General features: G+C 55.2%; 9 protein-coding genes. 2 read left to right on the plus strand and 7 right to left on the minus strand.

Annotation, left to right across the window (positions count from 1 at the left end; genetic code table 11):
• Window positions 1-81 precede the first annotated feature (81 nt).
• On the plus strand, window positions 82-336 hold the full coding sequence (locus AC1MEE_RS06160; protein ID WP_480414425.1) for a hypothetical protein: 255 nt from the start codon (window positions 82-84) through the stop codon (window positions 334-336).
• The gene (locus AC1MEE_RS06165) at window positions 333-15,197 is read left to right on the plus strand and encodes a calcium-binding protein (protein ID WP_480414426.1); all 14,865 of its coding nucleotides are present in this window, start codon (window positions 333-335) and stop codon (window positions 15,195-15,197) included. The genes AC1MEE_RS06160 and AC1MEE_RS06165 overlap by 4 nt, the downstream gene beginning before the upstream one ends.
• Before the next feature lie 267 nt (window positions 15,198-15,464).
• On the opposite strand, the gene AC1MEE_RS06170 is transcribed toward AC1MEE_RS06165, so the two are convergent.
• From AC1MEE_RS06170 to AC1MEE_RS06200, 7 genes are all read right to left on the minus strand, one after another.
• The gene (locus AC1MEE_RS06170) at window positions 15,465-16,307 is read right to left on the minus strand and encodes a hypothetical protein (protein ID WP_480414427.1); all 843 of its coding nucleotides are present in this window, start codon (window positions 16,305-16,307) and stop codon (window positions 15,465-15,467) included.
• Window positions 16,308-16,462: 155 nt separating this feature from the next.
• Window positions 16,463-19,246, minus strand: a complete 2,784-nt coding sequence (locus AC1MEE_RS06175; protein WP_480414428.1) for a conjugative transfer ATPase — start codon at window positions 19,244-19,246, stop codon at window positions 16,463-16,465.
• Window positions 19,246-19,662: a TIGR03751 family conjugal transfer lipoprotein gene (locus AC1MEE_RS06180; RefSeq protein ID WP_480414429.1), complete on the minus strand. Its 417-nt coding sequence runs from the start codon at window positions 19,660-19,662 to the stop codon at window positions 19,246-19,248. The genes AC1MEE_RS06175 and AC1MEE_RS06180 overlap by 1 nt, the downstream gene beginning before the upstream one ends.
• Window positions 19,643-21,127, minus strand: coding sequence for a TIGR03752 family integrating conjugative element protein (locus tag AC1MEE_RS06185; RefSeq protein WP_480414430.1), 1,485 nt, complete (start codon window positions 21,125-21,127; stop codon window positions 19,643-19,645). Before AC1MEE_RS06185 ends, AC1MEE_RS06180 begins: the two co-directional genes overlap by 20 nt.
• Complete coding sequence (locus AC1MEE_RS06190; RefSeq protein ID WP_480414431.1) at window positions 21,117-21,977, minus strand: TIGR03749 family integrating conjugative element protein; 861 nt, start codon at window positions 21,975-21,977, stop codon at window positions 21,117-21,119. The genes AC1MEE_RS06185 and AC1MEE_RS06190 overlap by 11 nt, the downstream gene beginning before the upstream one ends.
• The gene (locus AC1MEE_RS06195; RefSeq protein ID WP_480414432.1) at window positions 21,974-22,660 is read right to left on the minus strand and encodes a PFL_4703 family integrating conjugative element protein; all 687 of its coding nucleotides are present in this window, start codon (window positions 22,658-22,660) and stop codon (window positions 21,974-21,976) included. The genes AC1MEE_RS06190 and AC1MEE_RS06195 overlap by 4 nt, the downstream gene beginning before the upstream one ends.
• Entirely contained in the window at window positions 22,657-23,058 is a 402-nt protein-coding gene (locus tag AC1MEE_RS06200; RefSeq protein ID WP_480414434.1) for a TIGR03750 family conjugal transfer protein, read from the minus strand. Before AC1MEE_RS06200 ends, AC1MEE_RS06195 begins: the two co-directional genes overlap by 4 nt.
• Window positions 23,059-23,073 lie beyond the last annotated feature (15 nt).

The raw sequence follows: 23,073 nt of genomic DNA on the forward strand, positions 1-23,073 counted from the left end.
TTGATCCGTCGGCCAGTTATCCATGCATTATTACTAAAGGTCTCGATGTTAATAAGGTTGCCGAAAAATATAGGTTTTATCATGCGTGAGTTTTCGGCTATATGTATAATTTTTGGTCTTGCTATTTATTTTTGTATGAGTGATTTTTTGGGTTACTCAAAAAAAATAAAGGTAAGAATAGACGCCCTAAAAAATAGCTCTAGTCGGACAAAAAAAGAGAATGATGAGTTCTTTTATTTTAGAATTACAGCTGTTTTAGGTCGGATTGGTCTGTCATTAATAGTTTTGGGTTTCGTTTTGCTAATTATTGCTTATGTCATGGAGAAGATTAAATGAGCAGTGCATCTAATATAGAAAGTGCAACAAATGCGATCCAGTTTGTTGGTGTGCAGATTGCGGCCAAAGTCGGAGGACCGTTCGGCAAGGCGTATGCTACTTTTTTACTTGGTCAAGGAGGCGCCGTAGGTAGTCTTTCAAATTTTTTTGATAAGGTCGATAAAGGCGAGTTAACAGGTAAGGATGTCGCAGATGTCCTGTACGACTTTGCTGCAGTAGCTGCCGGATTTGGTGTGATTACAGGGCTAGCGGCTCCCTGGGTTCTGACTGCTTTAACAGTTGGTTCTGTGGCTATGGCGATAAGTCAATATGGTCCTATGGTGTATGACTATATAACAAAAGAGGATCTGAATAAAACTATTGAGGACGGTATTGATAATCCTACTATTCCTGCCGATGCTTCAGTTGCCGACGCTTATAAGAGTTTTGCATCTGTATTCTCTCCCTTTACAAATATTGGTGAGGAACTAGTTAAGGATCTTCAAAGTAAGTTCGGTCGCGCAGAGGTGACTAGAAGTCCTCTGATTTTAGATTTGGATGGGAATGGGGTTGAAACCATCTCGGTCGAACAGGGGGTAAGTTTTGATCACGATGGAAATGGCTTCGCGGAAGCTACTGGCTGGGTCGGTAAAAATGACGGATTATTGGTTTGGGATAAAAACGGTGACGGTAAAATAAGTACGGGTAATGAGCTTTTTGGTAATAATTCTGCGTTGGTGTCCGGAGCAAAAGCTCAAAACGGTTTCCTTGCTCTCGTAGATATCGATACCAACCATGACGGCGTTGTAGACTCCCGGGATGAAGCTTTTTCAAAGTTGAAGGTTTGGGTTGATAAGAATAGCGACGGCATTGTGCAAAATGCCGAATTATTGACGCTTCAGGGCGCTGGTGTGAAGGCGTTGAACGTTGCGTACGCTGAACCGGGCATTGCTGATGCGAATGGGGACGTATCAGCTAACGTAATTGACGCAAATGGAAATGAACATCGGCAGACAGGTAGCTATATAAAGTTGGATGGCACTACCGCTGCAATGGATGATGTTTGGTTTGCGGTAGATCCCTCGAAAACTGTTGATCTAAGCTCGGTAGACATAAATTCTAATATTGCTGCAATGCCGGATATTGAAGGTTTCGGCAACGTGCATAGTCTGCATCAGGCAATGGCGCGTGACTCAACGGGAGTCCTTGATGATCTGGTAAAGAAATTCGCTGAAGCGGATGATGAGTCCGTACGTCAAAGTTTGCTCCTAGACATTATATATCACTGGGCTGGTGTTCAGGATATAGACCCACTCAGCCGCGCAGCTACGCAGATTTACGGTAACGTCATTGGAGATGCGCGGAAATTGGCTGCATTAGAAACTTTCCTGGGTGAGAGTTATTTGGGAACTTGGTGCTGGGGACAGAGAGACCCTAATCCCCATGGGCCCGCTTCTGCAATTCTGCTGCAAGCATTTGATAATCTTGCAGGGGTTGTCTACAGTAAGCTTATGTTGCAAACGCATTTGTCATCGTTAGTGAATTCCATACAGATAGATGTATCGACCAGTGGGATAGTTTGGGATGTTTCAAAGCTTGTAGTTGAATTTCAATCTCAATATGCGAAAGATCCTGAAGCTGCCTCTTTTCTTATGAGTGAATTTGCAAGTAGTTTAAAGGGTGCGGGTGGTTTTGGGGCTGAGGTTCTCAACGACTTAAGATCCAAAGGTGACGTCGGTGGATCAGGGTTTTCGTTGGCTATATCGAGCTTAGGGTTGGTTTCCTCTACCGGTGGTGTTGGCAACGATATATTAAACGGTACTTCTCAAGACGATTATCTTTTTGGTATGGCGGGAAATGATCGTCTATATGGTGGTTCCGGCGACGATGTCTTAGTTGGGGGGATCGGTAACGATTATCTGGTTGGGGGGGACGGAGCTGATACTTATATTTACGATAAGGGAGATGGGTCTGATACTCTCCTTAACTCGGATACCGATGCTGCTGGCACCAAGTTAGATGTACTGAAATTTGGCGAACATATAGCGGTAGATGACGTCATCCTTAATCGTAATTTTTATGATTTGATCATTCGGTTCAAGGGAAGTTTGGATACAGTTACTATTCAGAGTTATTTCGACGATCAGAGTGTTGCGAATCATGGGTACTCTGTAGAGCAAATTCGTTTTGCAGATGGCACTGTTTGGACCGTTGAGGATGTTTCGCTAAAAGTCCTCGTAAGCACCAGCGGAGATGACAGTATTTGGGGCGGGAGCACTGACGACTTGCTCTCTGGCGGATTGGGTAATGACACTCTGTATGGCCAGGCAGGGCGGGACATCCTAGAAGGGGATCAGGGTGACGATAAACTATACGGAGAAGATGGTGACGATAGTCTAGACGGTGGTGCCGGCACCGATACTCTTTTTGGCGGCAATGGGAATGACATCCTCTTGGGTGGGGATGGCAACGATTCCCTTTCAGGAGATAACGGTAACGATGTGCTCGAAGGTGGAATGGGTAATGACACCCTGACCGGCGGTGCAGGTTCTGACATCTATCGCTTCAGTCGTGGCTGGGGTCAGGACTCGATCAACAACTACGACACAAGCGCCGGTAAAATCGATGCGATCGAATTCAGCGCGGATATTGCGTCCGGAGACATCGTTGTGACTCGTTCCGGTGATGATCTGGTCCTGTCACTTCGTGGAACAACGGATCGGATTAACGTATCAAGTTACTTCAGCAACGATGGTGTCAGCGACTACAAACTGGAAGCGATCAACTTCAGTAACGGCACCAGTTGGACGTTGGACCAAGTCAAAGCGATGGTGCTGCAAAGCACCGATGGCAACGACTCGATCTGGGGCTACGCCACCGACGACACTTTGAGCGGTGGTCTAGGAGACGACAGTCTTCATGGCCAGGCTGGCAACGATGTCTTGGACGGCAACGCGGGTAACGATTCGCTCAGCGGTGGTAACGGTGACGACCAGCTCTCCGGGGGCGAAGGTAACGACTCGCTCTCTGGCGAAGACGGCGCTGATGTGCTTATCGGCGGGGAAGGCAGCGATTTTCTTTCCGGTGGTGACGGTGCGGATATCCTGCAGGGTGGTACCGGGGATGACACTCTTTATGGCGATGCTGGCAACGATGTTCTGGACGGCGGCACCGGCAATGATTACCTGAACGGTGGCGCGGGTTCTGACACCTACCGTTTCAGTCGTGGCTGGGGTCAGGACTCGATCAACAACTACGACACCAGCGCCGGCAAAACCGATGCGATCGAATTCAGTGCAGATATTGCGCCGGGAGACATCGTTGCGACCCGTTCCGGTGATGATCTGGTGCTGGCCCTTCGTGGCACCAGCGATCGGATTAACGTGTCGAGTTACTTCGGCAACGATGGTGTCAGCGACTACAAGCTGGAAGCGATCAACTTCGGCAACGGCACCCGCTGGACGTTGGACCAGGTCAAGGCGATGGTGCTGCAAAGCACTGATGGCAATGATTCACTCTGGGGCTATGCCACCGACGACACCTTGAGTGGTGGACTGGGTGACGACAACCTTCATGGCCAGGCTGGCAACGATGTCTTGGATGGCAATGCGGGGAACGATTCACTCAGTGGTGGAACTGGCGATGACCAGCTCTCTGGGGGCGAAGGTAACGACTCGCTCTCTGGTGAAGACGGCGCTGATGTACTCATTGGCGGCGACGGCAGCGATACGTTGTTCGGCGGCGCCGGTGACGACCTCCTGCAAGGTGGCGCGGACAACGATATGTTGTTCGGTGATGCTGGCAACGACGTTCTGGACGGCGGCACTGGCAATGATTACCTGACTGGCGGCGCGGGCTCTGACACCTACCGTTTCAGCCGTGGCTGGGGCCAGGACTCGCTCAACAACTATGACACCAGTACGGGGAAAACCGATGCGATCGAATTCAGTGCAGATATTGCGCCTGGAGACATCGTTGCGACCCGGTCCGGTGATGATCTGGTCCTGGTCCTGCGCGGCACCAGTGATCGGATTAACGTGTCGAGTTACTTCGGCAACGATGGTGTCACCGACTACAAGCTGGAAGCGATCAACTTCGGTAACGGCACTAGTTGGACGTTGGACCAGGTCAAATCGATGGTGCAGCAAAGCACAGATGGTAATGACTCGATCTGGGGTTACGCCACCGATGACACCTTGAGTGGTGGTCTAGGGGACGACACTCTTCATGGCCAGGCTGGCAACGATGTCTTGGACGGCAATGCTGGGAACGATTCACTCTTTGGCGAAGACGGCGCTGATGTGCTTAACGGTGGAGCAGGCAGCGATACGTTGTTCGGCGGCGCCGGTGACGACCTCCTGCAAGGTGGCGCGGACAACGATATGTTGTTCGGTGATGCTGGCAACGACGTTCTGGACGGCGGCACTGGCAATGATTACCTGACTGGCGGCGCGGGCTCTGACACCTACCGTTTCAGCCGTGGCTGGGGCCAGGACTCGCTCAACAACTATGACACCAGTACGGGGAAAACCGATGCGATCGAATTCAGTGCAGATATTGCGCCTGGAGACATCGTTGCGACCCGGTCCGGTGATGATCTGGTCCTGGTCCTGCGCGGCACCAGTGATCGGATTAACGTGTCGAGTTACTTCGGCAACGATGGTGTCACCGACTACAAGCTGGAAGCGATCAACTTCGCCAACGGCACCAGTTGGTCGTTGGACCAGGTCAAGACGATGGTGCTGCAAAGCACCGATGGCAATGACTCGATCTGGGGCTATGCCACCGATGACACCTTGAGCGGTGGTCTAGGGGACGACACTCTTCATGGCCAGGCTGGCAACGATGCCTTGGACGGCAACGCGGGTAACGATTCGCTCAGTGGTGGAACTGGCGATGACCAGCTCTCTGGGGGCGAAGGTAACGACTCGCTCTCTGGCGAAGACGGCGCTGATGTGCTTAACGGCGGAGCAGGCAGCGATATGTTGTTCGGCGGTGCTGGTGACGACCTCCTGCAAGGTGGCGCGGACAACGATAGTTTGTACGGCGATGCAGGCAACGACCTCCTGGAAGGCGGCACCGGCAATGACTACCTAACTGGCGGCGCGGGCTCCGACACCTACCGCTTCAGCCGTGGCTGGGGTCAGGACTCGATCAACAACTACGACTCCAGCACCGGGAAAACCGATGCGATCGAATTCAGCGCGGATATTGGGCCGGGAGATATCGTTGCGACCCGTTCCGGTGACGACCTGGTCCTGTCACTTCGTGGCACAACGGATCGGATTAACGTGTCGAGTTACTTCGGCAACGATGGTGTCAGCGACTACAAGCTGGAAGCGATCAACTTCGGTAACGGCACCAGTTGGACGTTGGACCAGGTCAAGGCGATGGTGCTGCAAAGCACCGATGGCAACGACTCGATCTGGGGCTACGCCACCGACGACACCTTGAGTGGTGGTCTAGGGGACGACACTCTTCATGGCCAGGCTGGCAACGATGTCTTGGACGGCAACGCGGGTAACGATTCACTCAGTGGTGGAGCTGGCGATGACCGGCTCTCTGGGGGTGAAGGGAACGACTCGCTCTCTGGCGAAGACGGCGCTGATGTGCTTAACGGCGGAGCAGGCAGCGATACGTTGTTCGGCGGTGCCGGGGACGACCTCCTGCAAGGTGGCGCGGACAACGATATGTTGTCCGGCGATGCTGGCAACGACGTTCTGGACGGCGGCACTGGCAATGATTACCTGACCGGCGGCGCGGGTTCTGACATCTACCGCTTCAGCCGTGGCTGGGGTCAGGACACAGTTGCTAACTACGATTCCACCAGCGGCAAAACCGATGCGATCGAATTCAGTGCGGATATAGCTGTTGAGGATATTGTCTTAACCCGTTCCGGCTTCGATCTAGTCCTGAGTTTGAAAAACTCCAATGACCAGATCACTGTTTCCAGCTACTTCAGCAACGATGGCGACAATCCATACCAGGTCGATGAAATCCGTTTTGCTGATGGGACCAAATGGAGCGTCAACCAAGTCAAGGTAATGGCCGCGTTCAAAAGCACCGATGGCAATGACGTGTTGACTGGCTACTCTTCTGACGACCATATCAGTGGTGGTCTAGGTGACGATATATTATTCGGGCAAGCCGGAAACGATGCACTGTTTGGCGATGAAGGCAACGACACGCTGTATGGCGGTGCTGGCAAAGACGTGCTACATGGAGGTGCGGGTGCTGACCTGCTCTTTGGTGAGGATGACGACGATATTCTTGTAGGGGACGCGGGCAATGATTCGCTTTATGGCGGATACGGGAATGATGTTCTAGACGGTGGAAGCGGCAATGACACCTTGGATGGTGGCTATGGTTCGGACACCTACGTGTTTCGCAAAGGCTCTGGTCAGGACACGATTAATAATACCTCTTACAACGACACTACCCCGAACAAACTGGATGTGATCCGGCTTGATGACCTCACTGTTGCGGATGTCAGCATATGGCGAGAGTCGGACGACTTAGTCATCCAGATCAAGTCTACAGGCGACACCTTGCGGGTGGCATCTCACTTCACTCAGATCGATACCAACCCGTATGGCTACGCGATTGATCAAATAAAATTCGCGGACGGCACGGTCTGGGATGGTACGCAGATCAGAACAGCGGTTACTCAGGGTACTGAGAATGGCGATGGGCTAATTGGCTATACCGGCGCCGATACTCTATTTGGCCTGGCTGGTAACGACACCCTCAGTGGTCGTGCCGGCGATGATGTGCTTGATGGTGGCGATGGCAAAGATACGCTGAACGGCGAGGATGGCAATGACACCCTGTTGGGCGGAGCTGGCAACGACACGTTGTCCGGTGGCTATGGCAATGATGTACTTGACGGTGGCACGGGCAACGACTCCTTGGACGGTGGCTACGGTTCAGACACCTACATGTTCCGTAAAGGCTCGGGTCAGGACACCATCAGCAACGCCGTCTATAACGACACCACGCCGAACAAGCTTGATGTGATTCGTCTTGAAGGTCTGACCTCCGCGGACGTGATCATTCGGCGCGAGTACGATGACCTGGTCATCCAGATCAAGGAGACCGGAGACACGTTGCGGGTTGGATCGCACTTTTCCCAAAACAGCCTCTATGGTTACGCGATCGATCAGCTGCAGTTCAGCGATGGTACGGTCTGGGGAGGTGCGCAGATCAAGTCCGCATTGCTCATCGGGGCCGAGGGAGATGACAGCCTCACCGGTTATGAGACGGCCGATACACTCACCGGCCTGGCAGGAAACGACACCCTCAGCGGTCGTGCCGGCGATGATGTACTCGATGGAGGCGATGGCAATGACACGCTGAACGGCGAAGATGGTAATGACACCCTGCTGGGCGGAGCTGGCAACGACACGCTTTCTGGTGGTTACGGTGACGACGTACTCGACGGTGGGACGGGCAACGATTCTCTGTATGGCGGTTTTGGCTCGGACACCTATGTGTTCCGCAAGGGCTCGGGTCAGGACACCATCAGTAACGCTGTCTATAACGACACCACGCCGAACAAGCTGGATGTGATTCGTCTTGAAGGTCTGACTTCCGCGGACGTGATCATTCGGCGCGAGTACGATGACCTGGTGATCCAAATTGCGGAAACCGGAGATACGCTGCGAGTAAGTTCGCACTTCAACCCAGATAATCTCTATGGCTATTCGATTGACCAATTGCAGTTCAGTGACGGCATTGTGTGGGGTGGGTTGCAGATCAAGGCGGCGCTCCTCATTGGTACTAAAAACAGCGATTCGCTGACGGGCTATGCTACCGCTGATACGCTCACCGGTCTGGAAGGAGACGACACGCTTAGCGGCCGAGCCGGCGATGACGTGCTCGATGGTGGTGATGGCAAGGACACGCTGAACGGCGAGGATGGCAATGACACCCTGCTGGGCGGAGCTGGTAACGACACACTGTCCGGTGGCTACGGCAATGATGTCCTCGACGGTGGCACGGGCAACGATTCATTGGACGGCGGCTACGGTTCAGACACCTACGTTTTCCGTAAAGGCTCGGGTCAGGACACCATCAGTAATTCCGCCTATAACGACACCACGCCGAACAAGCTGGATGTGATTCGCTTTGAAGGTCTGACCTCCGCGGACGTGATCATTCGGCGCGAGTACGATGACCTGGTCATCCAGATCAAGGAGACCGGTGATACGTTGCGGGTTGGATCGCATTTTTCCCAAAGCAGCCTCTATGGTTACGCGATCGATCAGTTGCAGTTCGGCGATGGCTCGATCTGGGATAGTGCGCAGATCAAGTCCGCATTGCTTACGGGGACCGCAGGCGATGACAGCCTCACCGGTTATGAGACGGCCGATACGCTCACCGGCCTGGCTGGAAACGACACGCTCAGTGGCCGTGCCGGCGATGATGTGCTCGATGGTGGCGATGGCAAAGACACGCTGAACGGCGAAGATGGCAATGACACCCTGTTGGGCGGAGCTGGCAACGACACGCTGTCCGGTGGCTACGGCAATGATGTCCTCGACGGTGGCACGGGCAATGATTCCCTGGACGGTGGCTACGGTTCAGACACCTACGTATTCCGTAAAGGCTCAGGCCAGGACACCATCAGTAACTTCGCCTATAACGACACCACGCCGAACAAGCTGGATGTGATTCGCCTTGAAGGTCTGACCTCCGCGGACGTGATCATTCGGCGCGAGTACGATGACCTGGTCATCCAGATCAAGGAGACCGGTGATACGTTGCGGGTTGGATCGCATTTTTCCCAAAGCAGCCTCTATGGTTACGCGATCGATCAGTTGCAGTTCAGCGATGGCTCGATCTGGGATAGTGCGCAGATCAAGTCCGCATTGCTTACGGGGACCGCAGGCGATGACAGCCTCACCGGTTATGAGACGGCCGATACGCTCACCGGCCTGGCTGGAAACGACACGCTCAGTGGCCGTGCCGGCGATGATGTGCTCGATGGTGGCGATGGCAAAGACACGCTGAACGGCGAGGATGGCAATGACACCCTGCTGGGCGGAGCTGGCAACGACACGCTGTCCGGTGGCTACGGCAATGATGTCCTCGACGGTGGCACGGGCAATGATTCCCTGGACGGTGGCTACGGTTCAGACACCTACGTATTCCGTAAAGGCTCAGGCCAGGACACCATCAGTAACTTCGCCTATAACGACACCACGCCGAACAAGCTGGATGTGATTCGCCTTGAAGGTCTGACCTCCGCGGACGTGATCATTCGGCGCGAGTACGATGACCTGGTCATCCAGATCAAGGAGACCGGCGAAACGTTGCGGGTTGGATCGCACTTTTCCCAAAGCAGCCTCTATGGTTACGCGATCGATCAGCTGCAGTTCAGCGATGGCTCGATCTGGGATAATGCGCAGATAAAGTCCGCGTTGCTTACGGGGACCGCAGGTGATGACAGCCTCATCGGTTATGAGACGGCCGATACGCTCACCGGCCTGGCCGGAAACGACACGCTCAGTGGCCGTGCCGGCGATGATGTGCTCGATGGTGGCGATGGCAAAGACACGCTGAACGGCGAGGATGGCAATGACACCCTGCTGGGCGGAGCTGGCAACGACACGCTGTCCGGTGGCTACGGCAATGATGTACTCGACGGTGGCACGGGCAACGACTCCCTGGACGGTGGCTACGGTTCAGACACCTACGTTTTCCGTAAAGGGTCGGGTCAGGACACCATCAGTAACTACGCCTATAACGACACCACGCCGAACAAGCTGGATGTAATTCGCCTTGAAGGTCTGACCTCCGCGGACGTGATCATTCGACGCGAGTACGATGACCTGGTCATCCAGATCAAGGAGACCGGTGAAACATTGCGGGTTGGATCGCATTTTTCCCAAAGCAGCCTCTATGGTTACGCGATCGATCAGCTGCAGTTCAGCGATGGCTCGATCTGGGATAATGCGCAGATAAAGTCCGCGTTGCTTACGGGGACCGCAGGTGATGACAGCCTCATCGGTTATGAGACGGCCGATACGCTCACCGGCCTGGCCGGAAACGACACGCTCAGTGGCCGTGCCGGCGATGATGTGCTCGATGGTGGCGATGGCAAAGACACGCTGAACGGCGAAGATGGCAATGACACCCTGTTGGGCGGAGCTGGCAACGACACGCTGTCCGGTGGCTACGGCAATGATGTCCTCGACGGTGGCACGGGCAATGATTCCCTGGACGGTGGCTACGGTTCAGACACCTACGTATTCCGTAAAGGCTCAGGCCAGGACACCATCAGTAACTTCGCCTATAACGACACCACGCCGAACAAGCTGGATGTGATTCGCCTTGAAGGTCTGACCTCCGCGGACGTGATCATTCGGCGCGAGTACGATGACCTGGTCATCCAGATCAAGGAGACCGGCGAAACATTGCGGGTTGGATCGCACTTTTCCCAAAACAGCCTCTATGGTTACGCGATCGATCAGTTGCAGTTCAGCGATGGCGTAGTCTGGAATTACGACGATATTAAGGCCAACGTCTCCTCGGCTGCCTTCCTTGAATCGCTTCAACTGACTGGTACGGATGGTAACGACCGTCTTAACGGTGGTGCCGGGAACGATGTCCTCAATGGTGGCAATGGCAACGACATCCTGGACGGTGGCGCAGGCAACGACCGCCTCGACGGCGGCAGTGGTGACGATACATACCTGTTCGGTAAAGGTTCGGGACAAGACACCATTTACTATGCCTACGAAAGTCGGCCGGACAAGCTTGATACCGTCAAGCTGACAGATCTAAATGCTTCGGATGTCAGCATCAAACGCGATGGCAGTGACTTGGTTATCCGCGTGAATGGCAGTACTGATAGCTTGCGAGTGATGAATCACTTTGCTGGCGATGCTACGTCTGGCTATCAAATTGACCGCATCCAGTTTGCCGATGGCAGCACCTGGGATCAGGCGGTGATCAAGGCGCAGGTACTGCAAGGCACCGACTCCGATGAAACGCTTCAGGGCTACAGCAGTGATGATCTGATCGATGGCGGTGCCGGTGACGATACGGTCTACGGTGGTGGTGGCAACGACACGCTCTTAGGCGGCGCAGGCGCGGATACCCTCAACGGGGAGGAGGGTAATGATGTTCTCCAAGGTGGAGCCGGCAACGACATCCTCTACGGCGGCAATGGCAACGACATCCTGGACGGCGGCGCGGGTAACGACCGCCTGGACGGCGGCAATGGGGACGACACGTACCTTTTCGGTAAAGGTTCGGGACAAGACACCATTTATTATGCCTACGAAAGCCGGCCGGACAAGCTTGATACCGTCAAGTTGACCGATCTTAATGCTTCGGACGTCAGCATAAAACGCGATGGCAGTGACTTGGTTATCCGTGTGAATGGCAGCACTGATAGCTTGCGAGTGATGAATCACTTCGCTGGCGATGCTACGTCTGGCTATCAAATTGATCGCATCCAGTTTGCCGATGGCAGCACCTGGGATCAGGCGGTGATCAAGGCGCAGGTACTGCAAGGCTCCGACTCCGATGAAACGCTTCTGGGCTACAGCAGTGATGACCTGATTGATGCCGGTGCGGGTGACGATACGGTCTACGGTGGTGGCGGCAACGACACGCTCTTAGGCAGCACCGGCGCGGATACCCTCAACGGGGAGGAGGGTAATGATGTTCTCCAAGGTGGAGCCGGCAACGACATCCTCTACGGCGGCAATGGCAACGACATCCTGGACGGCGGCGCGGGTAACGACCGCCTGGACGGCGGCAATGGGGACGACACGTACCTTTTCGGTAAAGGTTCGGGACAAGACACCATTTATTATGCCTACGAAAGCCGGCCGGACAAGCTTGATACCGTCAAGCTGACCGATCTTAATGCTTCGGACGTCAGCATAAAACGCGATGGCAGTGACTTGGTTATCCGTGTGAATGGCAGCACTGATAGCTTGCGAGTGATGAATCACTTCGCTGGCGATGCTACGTCTGGCTATCAAATTGATCGCATCCAGTTTGCCGATGGCAGCACCTGGGATCAGGCGGTGATCAAGGCGCAGGTACTGCAAGGCTCCGACTCCGATGAAACGCTTCTGGGCTACAGCAGTGATGATCTGATTGATGCCGGTGCCGGTGACGATACGGTCTACGGTGGTGGCGGCAACGACACGCTCTTAGGCAGCGCAGGCGCGGATACCCTCAACGGGGAGGAGGGTAATGATGTTCTCCAAGGTGGAGCCGGCAACGACATCCTCTACGGCGGCAATGGCAACGACATCCTGGACGGCGGCGCCGGTAACGACCGCCTGGACGGCGGCAATGGTGACGACACGTACCTGTTTGGCAAGGGGTCGGGACAAGACACCATTTACTATGCCAATGAAAGCCGAGCGGATAAGGTCGATACGGTCAAACTGACCGACCTTAATGCTTCGGACGTCAGCATCAAACGCGACGGTTACGACCTGGTCATCCGCGTGAATGGCAGTACCGACAACCTGCGGGTCATGTATCACTTCGCTGGCGATGCTACGGCTGGCTATCAGATTGATCGCATCCAGTTTGCCGACGGCAGCTTCTGGGATCAAACCACAATCAAGGTACAGGTGCTGCAAGGCTCCGACTCCGATGAAACGCTTCTGGGCTACAGCAGTGATGATCTGATTGATGCCGGCGCGGGTGACGATACGATCAATGGTGGGGGCGGCAACGATACGCTTCTGGGCGGCGCAGGCGCGGATACCCTTAACGGGGAGGAGGGTAATGATCTTCTCCAAGGCGGAGCCGGCAACGACATCCTCTATGGCGGTAATGGCAATGACATCCTGGACGGCGGCGCCGGTAACGACCGCCTGGACGGCGGCAGTGGTGACGACACCTACCTGTTTGGCAAGGGGTCGGGGCAAGACACCATTTACTACGCCTACGAAAGTCGAGCGAATAAGGTTGATACGGTCAAGCTGACTGATCTGAACGCTTCGGACGTCAGCATCAACCGCGATGGCAACGACCTGGTCATCCGCGTGAATGGCAGTACCGATAGCCTGCGGGTCATGTATCACTTCGCTGGCGATGCTACGGCTGGCTATCAGATTGATCGTATCCAGTTTGCCGATGGCAGCTTCTGGGAGCAGACCATGATCAAGGTGCAGGTCCTGCAAGGTACAGACGCTGATGAATCGTTGTCGGGTACGAGTAACGATGATGTTATCGATGCTCATGCCGGTGACGATACCGTTAATGGCGGAGGCGGTAACGATACGCTTCTGGGCGGCGCAGGCACGGATACCCTCAACGGGGAGGAGGGCAATGACCTGCTTCAAGGGGGGGCAGGGAACGATATCCTTAATGGCGGAAACGGTAATGACATCCTGGATGGCGGAGCCGGTAATGACCGCCTTGACGGCGGCAATGGTGACGACACCTACCTGTTCGGCAAGGGGGCGGGACAAGACACCATTTACTATGCCTACGAAAGTCGACCGGACAAGCTTGATACCGTCAAGCTGACCGATCTTAATGCTTCGGACGTCAGCATCAAACGCGATGGCAGTGACTTGGTTATCCGCGTGAATGGCAGCACCGATAGCTTGCGAGTGATGAATCACTTCGCTGGCGATGCTACGGCTGGCTACCAGATTGATCGTATCCAGTTTGCCGATGGCAGCACTTGGGATCAGACCATGATCAAGGCTCAGGTGCTGCAGGGCACAGGCGCTGATGAAACGCTCTCGGGCACGAGCAATGATGATCTTATTGATGCCGGTGCCGGTGACGATACGGTCAATGGCGGGGGCGGTAACGACACTCTCCTGGGTGGCCTCGGGGCAGACACGCTCAACGGGGAGGAGGGTAATGATCTGCTCAAGGGAGGGGCCGGTAATGACATCCTCTACGGCGGCAATGGCAACGACATCCTGGACGGCGGAGCCGGTAACGACCGCCTGGATGGTGGCAATGGGGACGACACGTACCTGTTCGGTAAAGGTTCGGGACAAGACACCATTTATTATGCCTACGAAAGTCGACCGGACAAGCTTGATACCGTCAAGCTGACCGATCTTAATGCTTCGGACGTCAGCATCAAACGCGATGGCAGTGACTTGGTTATCCGCGTGAATGGCAGCACCGATAGCTTGCGAGTGATGAATCACTTCGCTGGCGATGCTACGTCGGGCTACCAGATTGATCGTATCCAGTTTGCCGATGGCAGCACCTGGGATCAGACTAAGATCAAAGCGCAAATGCTGCTGGGGACTGATACCGACGAGACGCTCCAGGGCTATAGCGGTGATGACGTGATCGACTCCGGTGCTGGCGACGATACCGTATACGGAGGCAACGGCAACGACACGATATTCGGAGGCGATGGCGCCGACACGCTCAACGGTGAAGACGGCAACGACCAGCTCCAAGGTGGAGCGGGTAATGACATTCTCTACGGGGGTAGTGGCAACGACGTACTCAACGGAGGGACTGGTAATGACGCTATGGATGGCGGCAACGGCGATGACATCTATCAGTTTGGAAAAGGTTCGGGTCGAGATACGATCAATAACTACGATACAAGCGGCGGAACTGATGCCCTGCAATTTGGCGCTGAAGTCAGCCTTGAAGATCTATGGTTGCGGCGCAGTGGGAGTAACTTGGAGATCAGTATCGTCGGTACCAATGATAAGGTCGTGGTCAACAACTGGTACTCTTCCAATGACTATCATATCGACCAGTTCAAGGCGGCCAATGGTAAAACCTTATTGGACAGTCAAGTTCAGAGCTTAGTCGATAGCATGGCGTCGTTCGGTGTTGACGCAGGGGCGGAGACTAACCTGACTGCGTCTCAGCACACGCAGCTGGAGGCGGTACTCGTCGCTAACTGGAAGTAAGCATAGGTAGGGGATTGGGGCGCTCCGGTTGTCGGTAGCGCCTCATTTTATTCTCAACCCCCTACACTACCTTAGCGCCCCTTCGGTTTGAGTTGTATGCGTCCGGCGATCACCTCTTAGGTGAGCTCCTTACGTAATTTTAGTTTGTTGAGCCAATATGCTGCTTTCTGATTAAGATACGAAAGCAAACGCTTGGTCCTTGAAAAAAAACGGGGTGATCATGGATTTTTGTACAGGGCCTAGATCGATAAATTTTTTCTGTTTTAGTTAGTGAGGATAGGCTTTTCGATTCATGTATGGAGTAGTAATTGTTCCGGGTGCGTCGGTAGTCATGATGAAACCGTTGCGTGAAGGTGCTTCGGGCCAGTTATAAGGCGCAAGAGGGCGCAAAGGAATGTTGATGGAGTATTCCCTCTCTATATTTTTATCAAGATGAGGTGTGATATTGAGTAAGCCCTTGACATCAAATTGATAGCTGTCAATTTTTTTGCATACTGCAAAACCTACAGGGTAAGCTTTGTAAACCGTCGTCCATAGCATTGCTCCAGATCCGGGGTTGTTAGTAGTATATATATCTTTTGCGATAATTTGTTCGCGGAAAGGATATAGCCAAAATAAAATCTCAAATTCGTCAGGGAAATTTTCATGGCGGTTGAGGAAGTAGCGACGTAGTGCCTTTGTTTTTATGTTTCGAACAATAGGCTTGTCGTCAGCTGCAAGCAAATGTCCTACAACGGAACGAACTATCTGATTCAGCTTAACTCCCCTAATTGACGCCACAGGTGACATCAGTAACGGGGCATTTCGGACGTATAGATCTATTTCTTTGCAAAAGCGAGACAGCGATGGATCCAGCTGGATACCCAGCAATCTATTGTTGCAGTCGGAACACAAGGTGCTTTTGGTGTAGCCATTTTGACTGATTACATTTCTTCGAGAGTTTGCGCCGGTTGGATCTAGTTTTCCTAGGATCTTTTTTGTAAGTTTTTGCCCTGGAGCACTAATTCCTTTTGGAAAAATATGATCCTTTGTCATAGGCCGTCTCAGGAGGCATATGTTACATCTCCTCCCAAGTATTTTATTTGTTTGGGTCTGATTTTCTTCGCTCATGAACGGTCCTGAGGTCCTGTGCTGGCCATAAGGTATCACTGTTGCGGGTTCCTGCCTATGTAACTGCTAGCGGAAAAAAACTTATGAAATGGTGTTATGTACCGCTTCTGATGGCCATCTGTTGGGAGTTATGCAAACCTCAATGATGAAATAAATTAAGTATCAATCCCCCTCATCCGATCAATCCTCCGCCCAATCTCAATCGCCGCATCCAACTCCCCAACCCCAAGCTCCCCCATCACCCTAAACCGCTCCGCCTTCTCCTCTGGCTCAGTCATCGCCATGGCCAAGTACAAGCTCGGCGGCACGGCCCGAAACAGTACCTCCGTCGACTTCGACAAAATCACCCCTTCAGTAAACTTCCCCGATTCCTTCCTCGCTGAAAGCATCAGCTTTTTCTGCGCCTCATTCAGCTCCCGAAACCGTGAGATTTTGGCCACTTCATCCGGCGGCATGTTCAGGCAAATCCACCACTCAATCATGTTCAACATCGGCTCTGCAGCCTTCGGCAGGTCGTCGATGTTCTGAGTCGCCAACCAGAACCAGGCGCCGAGTTTTCGCCACATTTTGGTGATCTTGACCACGTAGGGCGAGAGCAGGGGGTTTTTGGTGATGATGTGACCTTCGTCGGTGACGTTGATGATTGGTCGGCCGAGCATCTGGTCGCGTTCGGCGATGTTGTTGACGGTGTTGATCAGCGAGATGTACGCGATGGAGAGTTGGGCGTTGTAGCCTTCGCGGGCGTAGGTGGCGAGGTCGACGATGGTGATGTCGACTTCTGGCCACGGGCTGCCGTCGCTGTTGAACAGGTCACCGTCGGCGCCTTGGCAGAACATGTCCATGGCGTCGGCCATTTCCAGTAATCGTGTGCGTCGGGCTTCGGGCAGGGTGTTGTCTTGGCCAGCGTGACGGAGTGCATCGCGGACGTCCTGGGTGAGCACTGTGCGCTGTTGTTCGACGCAAGTTCGTGCGGCGTCGAGGATGCATTGGCGAATCAAGCTGCGGTCCGCGCGGGTCATCCGTGCTTCTTCTTTTTCTTCACCCCCGGTGATCATCAGTCGTGCGGTGATTTCCAGTTCACCCAGCACATCGCGCTCGTCCTCGTCGCTGGCATCCGTCTCGTCCAGTTCGTCGACGTCCAGGGTTTTTACCTGAGCGGGTGCGCTGATCAGGCGGTGGGCATCGGCGAAGGGCGCCAGACTGACACCAGAGCCGGGCGCGAGCTTCACTCGGTTCACGCTCATACCCAGACGTTTCGCAAAGTCCGCGAACAGACCAAAGCTGTTGCCGGCTTCGACAATGAATAACCTCGGGCGGTAGATTGCGGTGATCTGGTTGAGGATGTTGTTCAGTGTGGCGGACTTACCGGAGCCCGTAGGGCCGAACAGGAAGAGGTGGGCATTCATCTGCCGATCGAGGCGGTTGAGCGGATCGACTGTGATCGGGCCGCCGCCACGGTTGAAGAAGGTGATGCCTGGATGGCCGGTGCCTTGGCTGCGACCCCAGACGGGCGCCAGGTTGGCGATGTGCTGGGCAAACATCAGTTGGGTGTACCAGTCTGCGTTTTTCATCCCCGGGTTGTAGGTGCAGGGCAGCCAGCGCAGGTAGCTGTTGAGCGGTGCGACCTCGTGTTCGTCTCTTACAGGCTGCAGCCCGGCGTTGAGCATGACGTTGTTCAACTGCAGGGTTCGGGCGTCGAGCTGGGCCAGATCCTGGCCGCGCAGGTAGAACACGACACTGGCGCGGTACAGCTTGTGTGAGCTGCCGATCAGCGATCGGGCTTCGTGTACGTCTCGCCGTGTTTGTTCGGAGTCCAAGGTGTCGCCGACCGACTTCTTGGCCAAGTGGTTGAGGTGTGCTTCGAGCATGTCTTGCGGTGTGACCACGAGGGTGATGCACAGGACGGTGTCCTCGGGCATCTGGTCGAACAGAGCGTTGATAGCATCGCCGCCTTTGCGGGTTTCACCGGTGAGATGGCCTGTCACCGGTGGCGAGCGCAGCCGATCGAGGATGACGACCCGGTGGGGCATTTGATCGAAATACCAGAGACCATGTTCTGCATCCGATCGCGGCTGCTCGAAGAACAGGCGCTGCGCGAAGTCGGTACCGCTGGCCAGCTCCAGCTCGCCGGGTTCGGCGGTGTCGGGATAAGTCGTCGCTTCATAGAAACGCGCTCGGTCTTCTGGAGACGGACCCAGCAATGTGGGGTGAGGATTGAACCAGCGCAACAACCAATTGTGGATCTGTGCGCCGTCCATGCGACTGGATTTCACTCCGACGTTTCCCAGCCCGCCCACCAGCCGATCGCAAATAGCGTTCAGTGCCTGTTCCGGGGTTTGGCCGCGTCGAGCGTCTGTGCCCTTGCTGCGTCGATAGACGACCAGACGTACGCGTCGAGACTGACCACGCCAAGGCAGTCGTGTGACCGTATTGTCTTCGAACAAGCCGCCTGGTTTTGAGATCGCCTCTAGGTGTTGCTGGAACATCTGCAGGTAGCACTCACTGAATGCAGACCCTTGCGCGCGGGGCTGAACGTAGTCACGAAGCTGGTTTACGTAGGTGTCCCAGTTGGTTTCGTCTTGGGCGTAAAGCTGCACGACCCATGGCTGATCCTCCAGCTCATCAAAGCTGTCCTGTAGGGCGTTTTCCAAGGCATCGCGAACACCTCGCAGCCAATCAGCTTCGCGGCCTTCGGTGCCAATCTGGGTGAGCTCAAAAAACGCAGCCACCGACTCGCCATCGTCCAGCAACATGCACTGCGAATCGGGCAAGTATTCAACCCACGGCAACAGGTCGACGAAGCTCGGTTGGGATGTGTACAGGTCCTGCTCATCGGCTTGGGTAGCTGCATTCTTCTTTACCCCAGGCTCGGGAATTCCTTGCTCTGCCAGTTTGGAAACGTATTGCTCCCAGGCATCAGGTTGCTCAACTTGGCTCATCAATAGTCCTCGGTCCGTTCACCGGGCATCGCGTACTGCACACGCTGGTAGAAAGGAAAAACGGTGCTGTAGCCTGGAATCGGGGCAGGGTCGGTACCGGCCAAATGTGGAAACACATAAAGCACCAGGTCTGGATTGGGCAGTCGCTTGAACTGGCTGTAGATCTCGTTTTGAGCGGTGCGGGTATAAGCCTGCTGTTGAGAGTCGTGTTCGGTCATGGGCCGACGCAGCTGCAGTCGAGCTTCCATGAGTTGTTGGTTACTCCCATGGCTACCCGTAGCACCGGCAGAGTTGGTCCAGAGGTCGAGCATGTTGTGCGGGCCGTGCGGCATCAGCGTGTCTTTGTCGGTGGTACAAGCTGAGAGCAGTGACAGGAGAGCGAACCCCAGCAGCGGATTAATCGAGCGATGAAGCATGTGAACCTCCTGATGCGTATTTCACTTTGCGGCCGTCGGGCTCGTAATCGATCTCCAGTTGCCGATCCAGGTGGACGGCCACCTGAGCGCCGGGCTGGACATAGATTGCGGCGAACGCTTGGCCATACAGCTTGTTGACCCAATCGCCGATGTCCTTGACCCCACCCGAGAGGATGGTGCTGAGTGCGGAAGTCCCGGGGCCGTTGGTGGTTCCGACGGTGGTGCCGCCACTGCTGATCACCGTGCCGGAACTGGCCTGATCGGCCTCAAGAAGTTTGGCGACTCCCGCGCCGGCGGCAGTCACCAGGCTCTTGCTGCCGAGGTATTGCTCTGCGTTGGAACGGCGAGCTCCAGAGATGCAGGGGATCCCGTATGGATCGCTGATCCAGCCGATGCCGCCCTGAATTTTGTCCATCTGGCCGCTGTTTTGCGTGTTGTTGCCTTGGCGAGTGGTCAGGCGCTGAGGTTGCGGCACTGTGCGTACACGACCGTCGTTGAAGACGAAGGTCATGCTGACGATCTGGCCGCGCACGCAGGACAAGGTCCAGTCTCCTGCTGCAGTACCACTGATCACCGCACCGGCCACGTCCGGCAGATCGATGCCGTTGGCTGTGAGGTTGTCCGGTCCGATCAGGATTTTGAAGGGGAAGGGGTCATTGACCGTGCCGTCCACCGGGACTCTGCCGATCAATGCGGTCATGGCCACCGAGCCCATCAGCGTTGCGTTTTCCGGCAGCGTATAGACCGGTCTGGCGGGTGGCTTGTCTTCCGTTTTGATGTTGCGGCCAGCGTCGCCGACAGCGGCTTTTAGTTCGCGCTGGCCCATGTTGATGTGGTCGGCGAAAGCGCTGGGAAAATTGAAGCCTTGCGCCGGTTTACTGGAGCCTGCTGGGATCGGTTTGCCCTGGGCATCGATCGCCGTGGCGTCTTGGGGATCAATCCATATCAGGCTGTCTTCGGAACCTCCGAACGCTTCGTTATCTCCGGGCTGCAAGCCGAGACCCACTGGCAGGTCTGCATTTCCTGACGACAGGCTTCTGGTGTCCAACTGATCCTTGAGTGTTTCCAGCAGGTTTTTCGTGACCTGTTTGTCCTGGTTGAACTGATCGCGGTCGTTTCTCAGCTGGTCCAATTGACCGCCGAGGGCACTGCGGATGCGTTGGTCGACGTCGCTTTCGCGTTTACGCAGGCGGTCGTTTTCTTCCTGCTGGGTTTTGTTTGTGTCCAGCAGCAATTGCAACTCTTTGCGCATGGCTTTGGTCTGGCCGACAAGCGTCGCCACGGTGTCCATGGGCGTGTCGCCCTCGATGCCGAGGCGTTTCATTTCTTCAGGTGAAAGTTGAGTGCCGGGTGCTGCCGAGTTGGACGTGGAGGGTTTGTCGCTGGAGCAGGATTTGAGGACCACGAAGAGCAGCACCAGGAGGATCGGCAACAGTAACCATTTGATCAGGCCGTTACTTTTCATCGCGACCCTCTCCTGGTTTTGGCAGGTTGATGGCCGCGTCGACATCGATCATTGCCGGTGTCAGGGCAGCCGATAACCCGTGGCCCTGAGTGACCAAATAGACAACGGTGGTGTCGGTGGGCGTACCGCTCCTACCCAGGCTTTGGTGCTGAAAAGTCGCAGCGATAAAGTCGCCATGCAATGCGCGAGGGTCAAGTTGTAGCGTTCCCGGGGCCTTGTTCTGCAATCGCACTGCAGTCACCCAAAAATCATCCAGCTGCCATGCGCCCAGCACTGAGGCTTCGATAGGCTGTATGGGTATCAGGCCGCTCAGATCCAGGTCTCGTTTGACCCTGACCTGGCTGACACCTTCAAGGCGTTCGACGGTCCGCAGCGGTGCGTACAGGTTTTGAGCGGCGTAGCGGGTGATCACCACGGGCACGGGTGTTTGTCGCGGAGCCAGTTCGGTTTGAGCGTTCTCTACCTCCGTCGTCGTTGCCTGCGTTGCCGTTACGACCTTTACGATTTTGACCGGTTCTAACGCTTGATCTCCCTCGGCATCAGTGGCCGCAATGTCGACCAACATGATCTCGCCGGTACTGACGTTTTGTAGCTGCAGTCGGGTCGGTTCGATCGGCTCATTGGCGCGCAAATACAGCGCGCCGCCACTGCTTTGAATTCGCAGCTTGGCTTTTAGCGAACCGGGAATACCGACGCGCACGTTTTCATCGACAAAGACAATGCGCTCCTGACCGACCTTTAGCGGGATTGCCAGCGGTAGCCGTTGCCACTGCATGATTTCAACCGCCTGGGTCGAAGCCGACAGTCCGCAGAGGGCGAGCAGCCATAGAGAAGGGCCTAATCGTGTCATTTCAATTCTCCTTCCGCCGGTACTTCCAGACCCGCGCGGTGAGAGCGAGTCGAGGACGATGCCGCGATACGTTGTGGCGTGCCGCTGTAGCAGTTCAGGGCCAAACCAAATGGATTGCGTTCCGGATCGATGTCCATCCGCACCACGTGCAGGGGGTAACGCACCAATGCGCGCTTGACTCTCTCCGAGCCGAAGTACTCATCAGCGGTCAGATCGAGATTGACCAGCCAGGCATCAGCGCCCAGCGTCTTCACGCGAAAAGTGGGATCGTCGCCATACCCGCGCTCAGGTATCTCGAAAACCCCGCGGGTCCGCTTACGCAGTTCGCCGGCAGCACGCCGTTGCTCGAACTCCGCCTGAAGCACCGTTTTGCAGCTGGGCGTCAGATAGGCGCTGAGCTGATGCAAGTTACGGGGATAGTCCTGCTCGCCATCGTTGGGCCAGCGATTGAGCTGCTGGAAGATGTAGAAGCTGAAGGCATACACCGTTTCCGGCGGCACCTCCCACCACTTGCGGGTGCTGCCAGAGCGCAGGTCGGGCGGGACATGAATCGTCATATCCCGCGGGGCCGACCACCAGCCTGCGCCTGCCAGTACCCCAAGTAGAAACAGCAACACCGTACCCACTCGTAAGGTTTTGACGTGGGATTCCAGCCGCGAAACCTCGTTCTTGAAACGACTCATCTGCGAGCACTCCGGCGCGTCTCCCACCGCCCGCTGCGCACCACCAGATCGCTGCCGCCAGTCCAGGCTGTCAGTGCCGGCAGCTGCTGACAGACCCGCCACTGCATCTGGCGGTACAACCAGGTCTGAGGTTTGCCGCGCTTGAGTCGGCGTAGAAATTTCCCGCCGACAAAAATGCCCAGCGCAACGGATCCGAGGATGGTTGAAGGCACCATGGCGATACTCTGTGTGAGCATCGCAAGACATATACCGGTCACCAGCCCCGCAGCAGCGGACAGACCAACTGACAACCAGAGCTCATCCGCGGTCATGCCCAATACGATGATGGGTTGCCGATTGAGTCGATTCGGCAGAAAGACCAAGGTGCCGTCTGAAAGCTGATCAGGAATCGAAGACATCGTGTTCGCCTCCTT

The organism is Pseudomonas sp. ASL3, assembly GCF_056680425.1.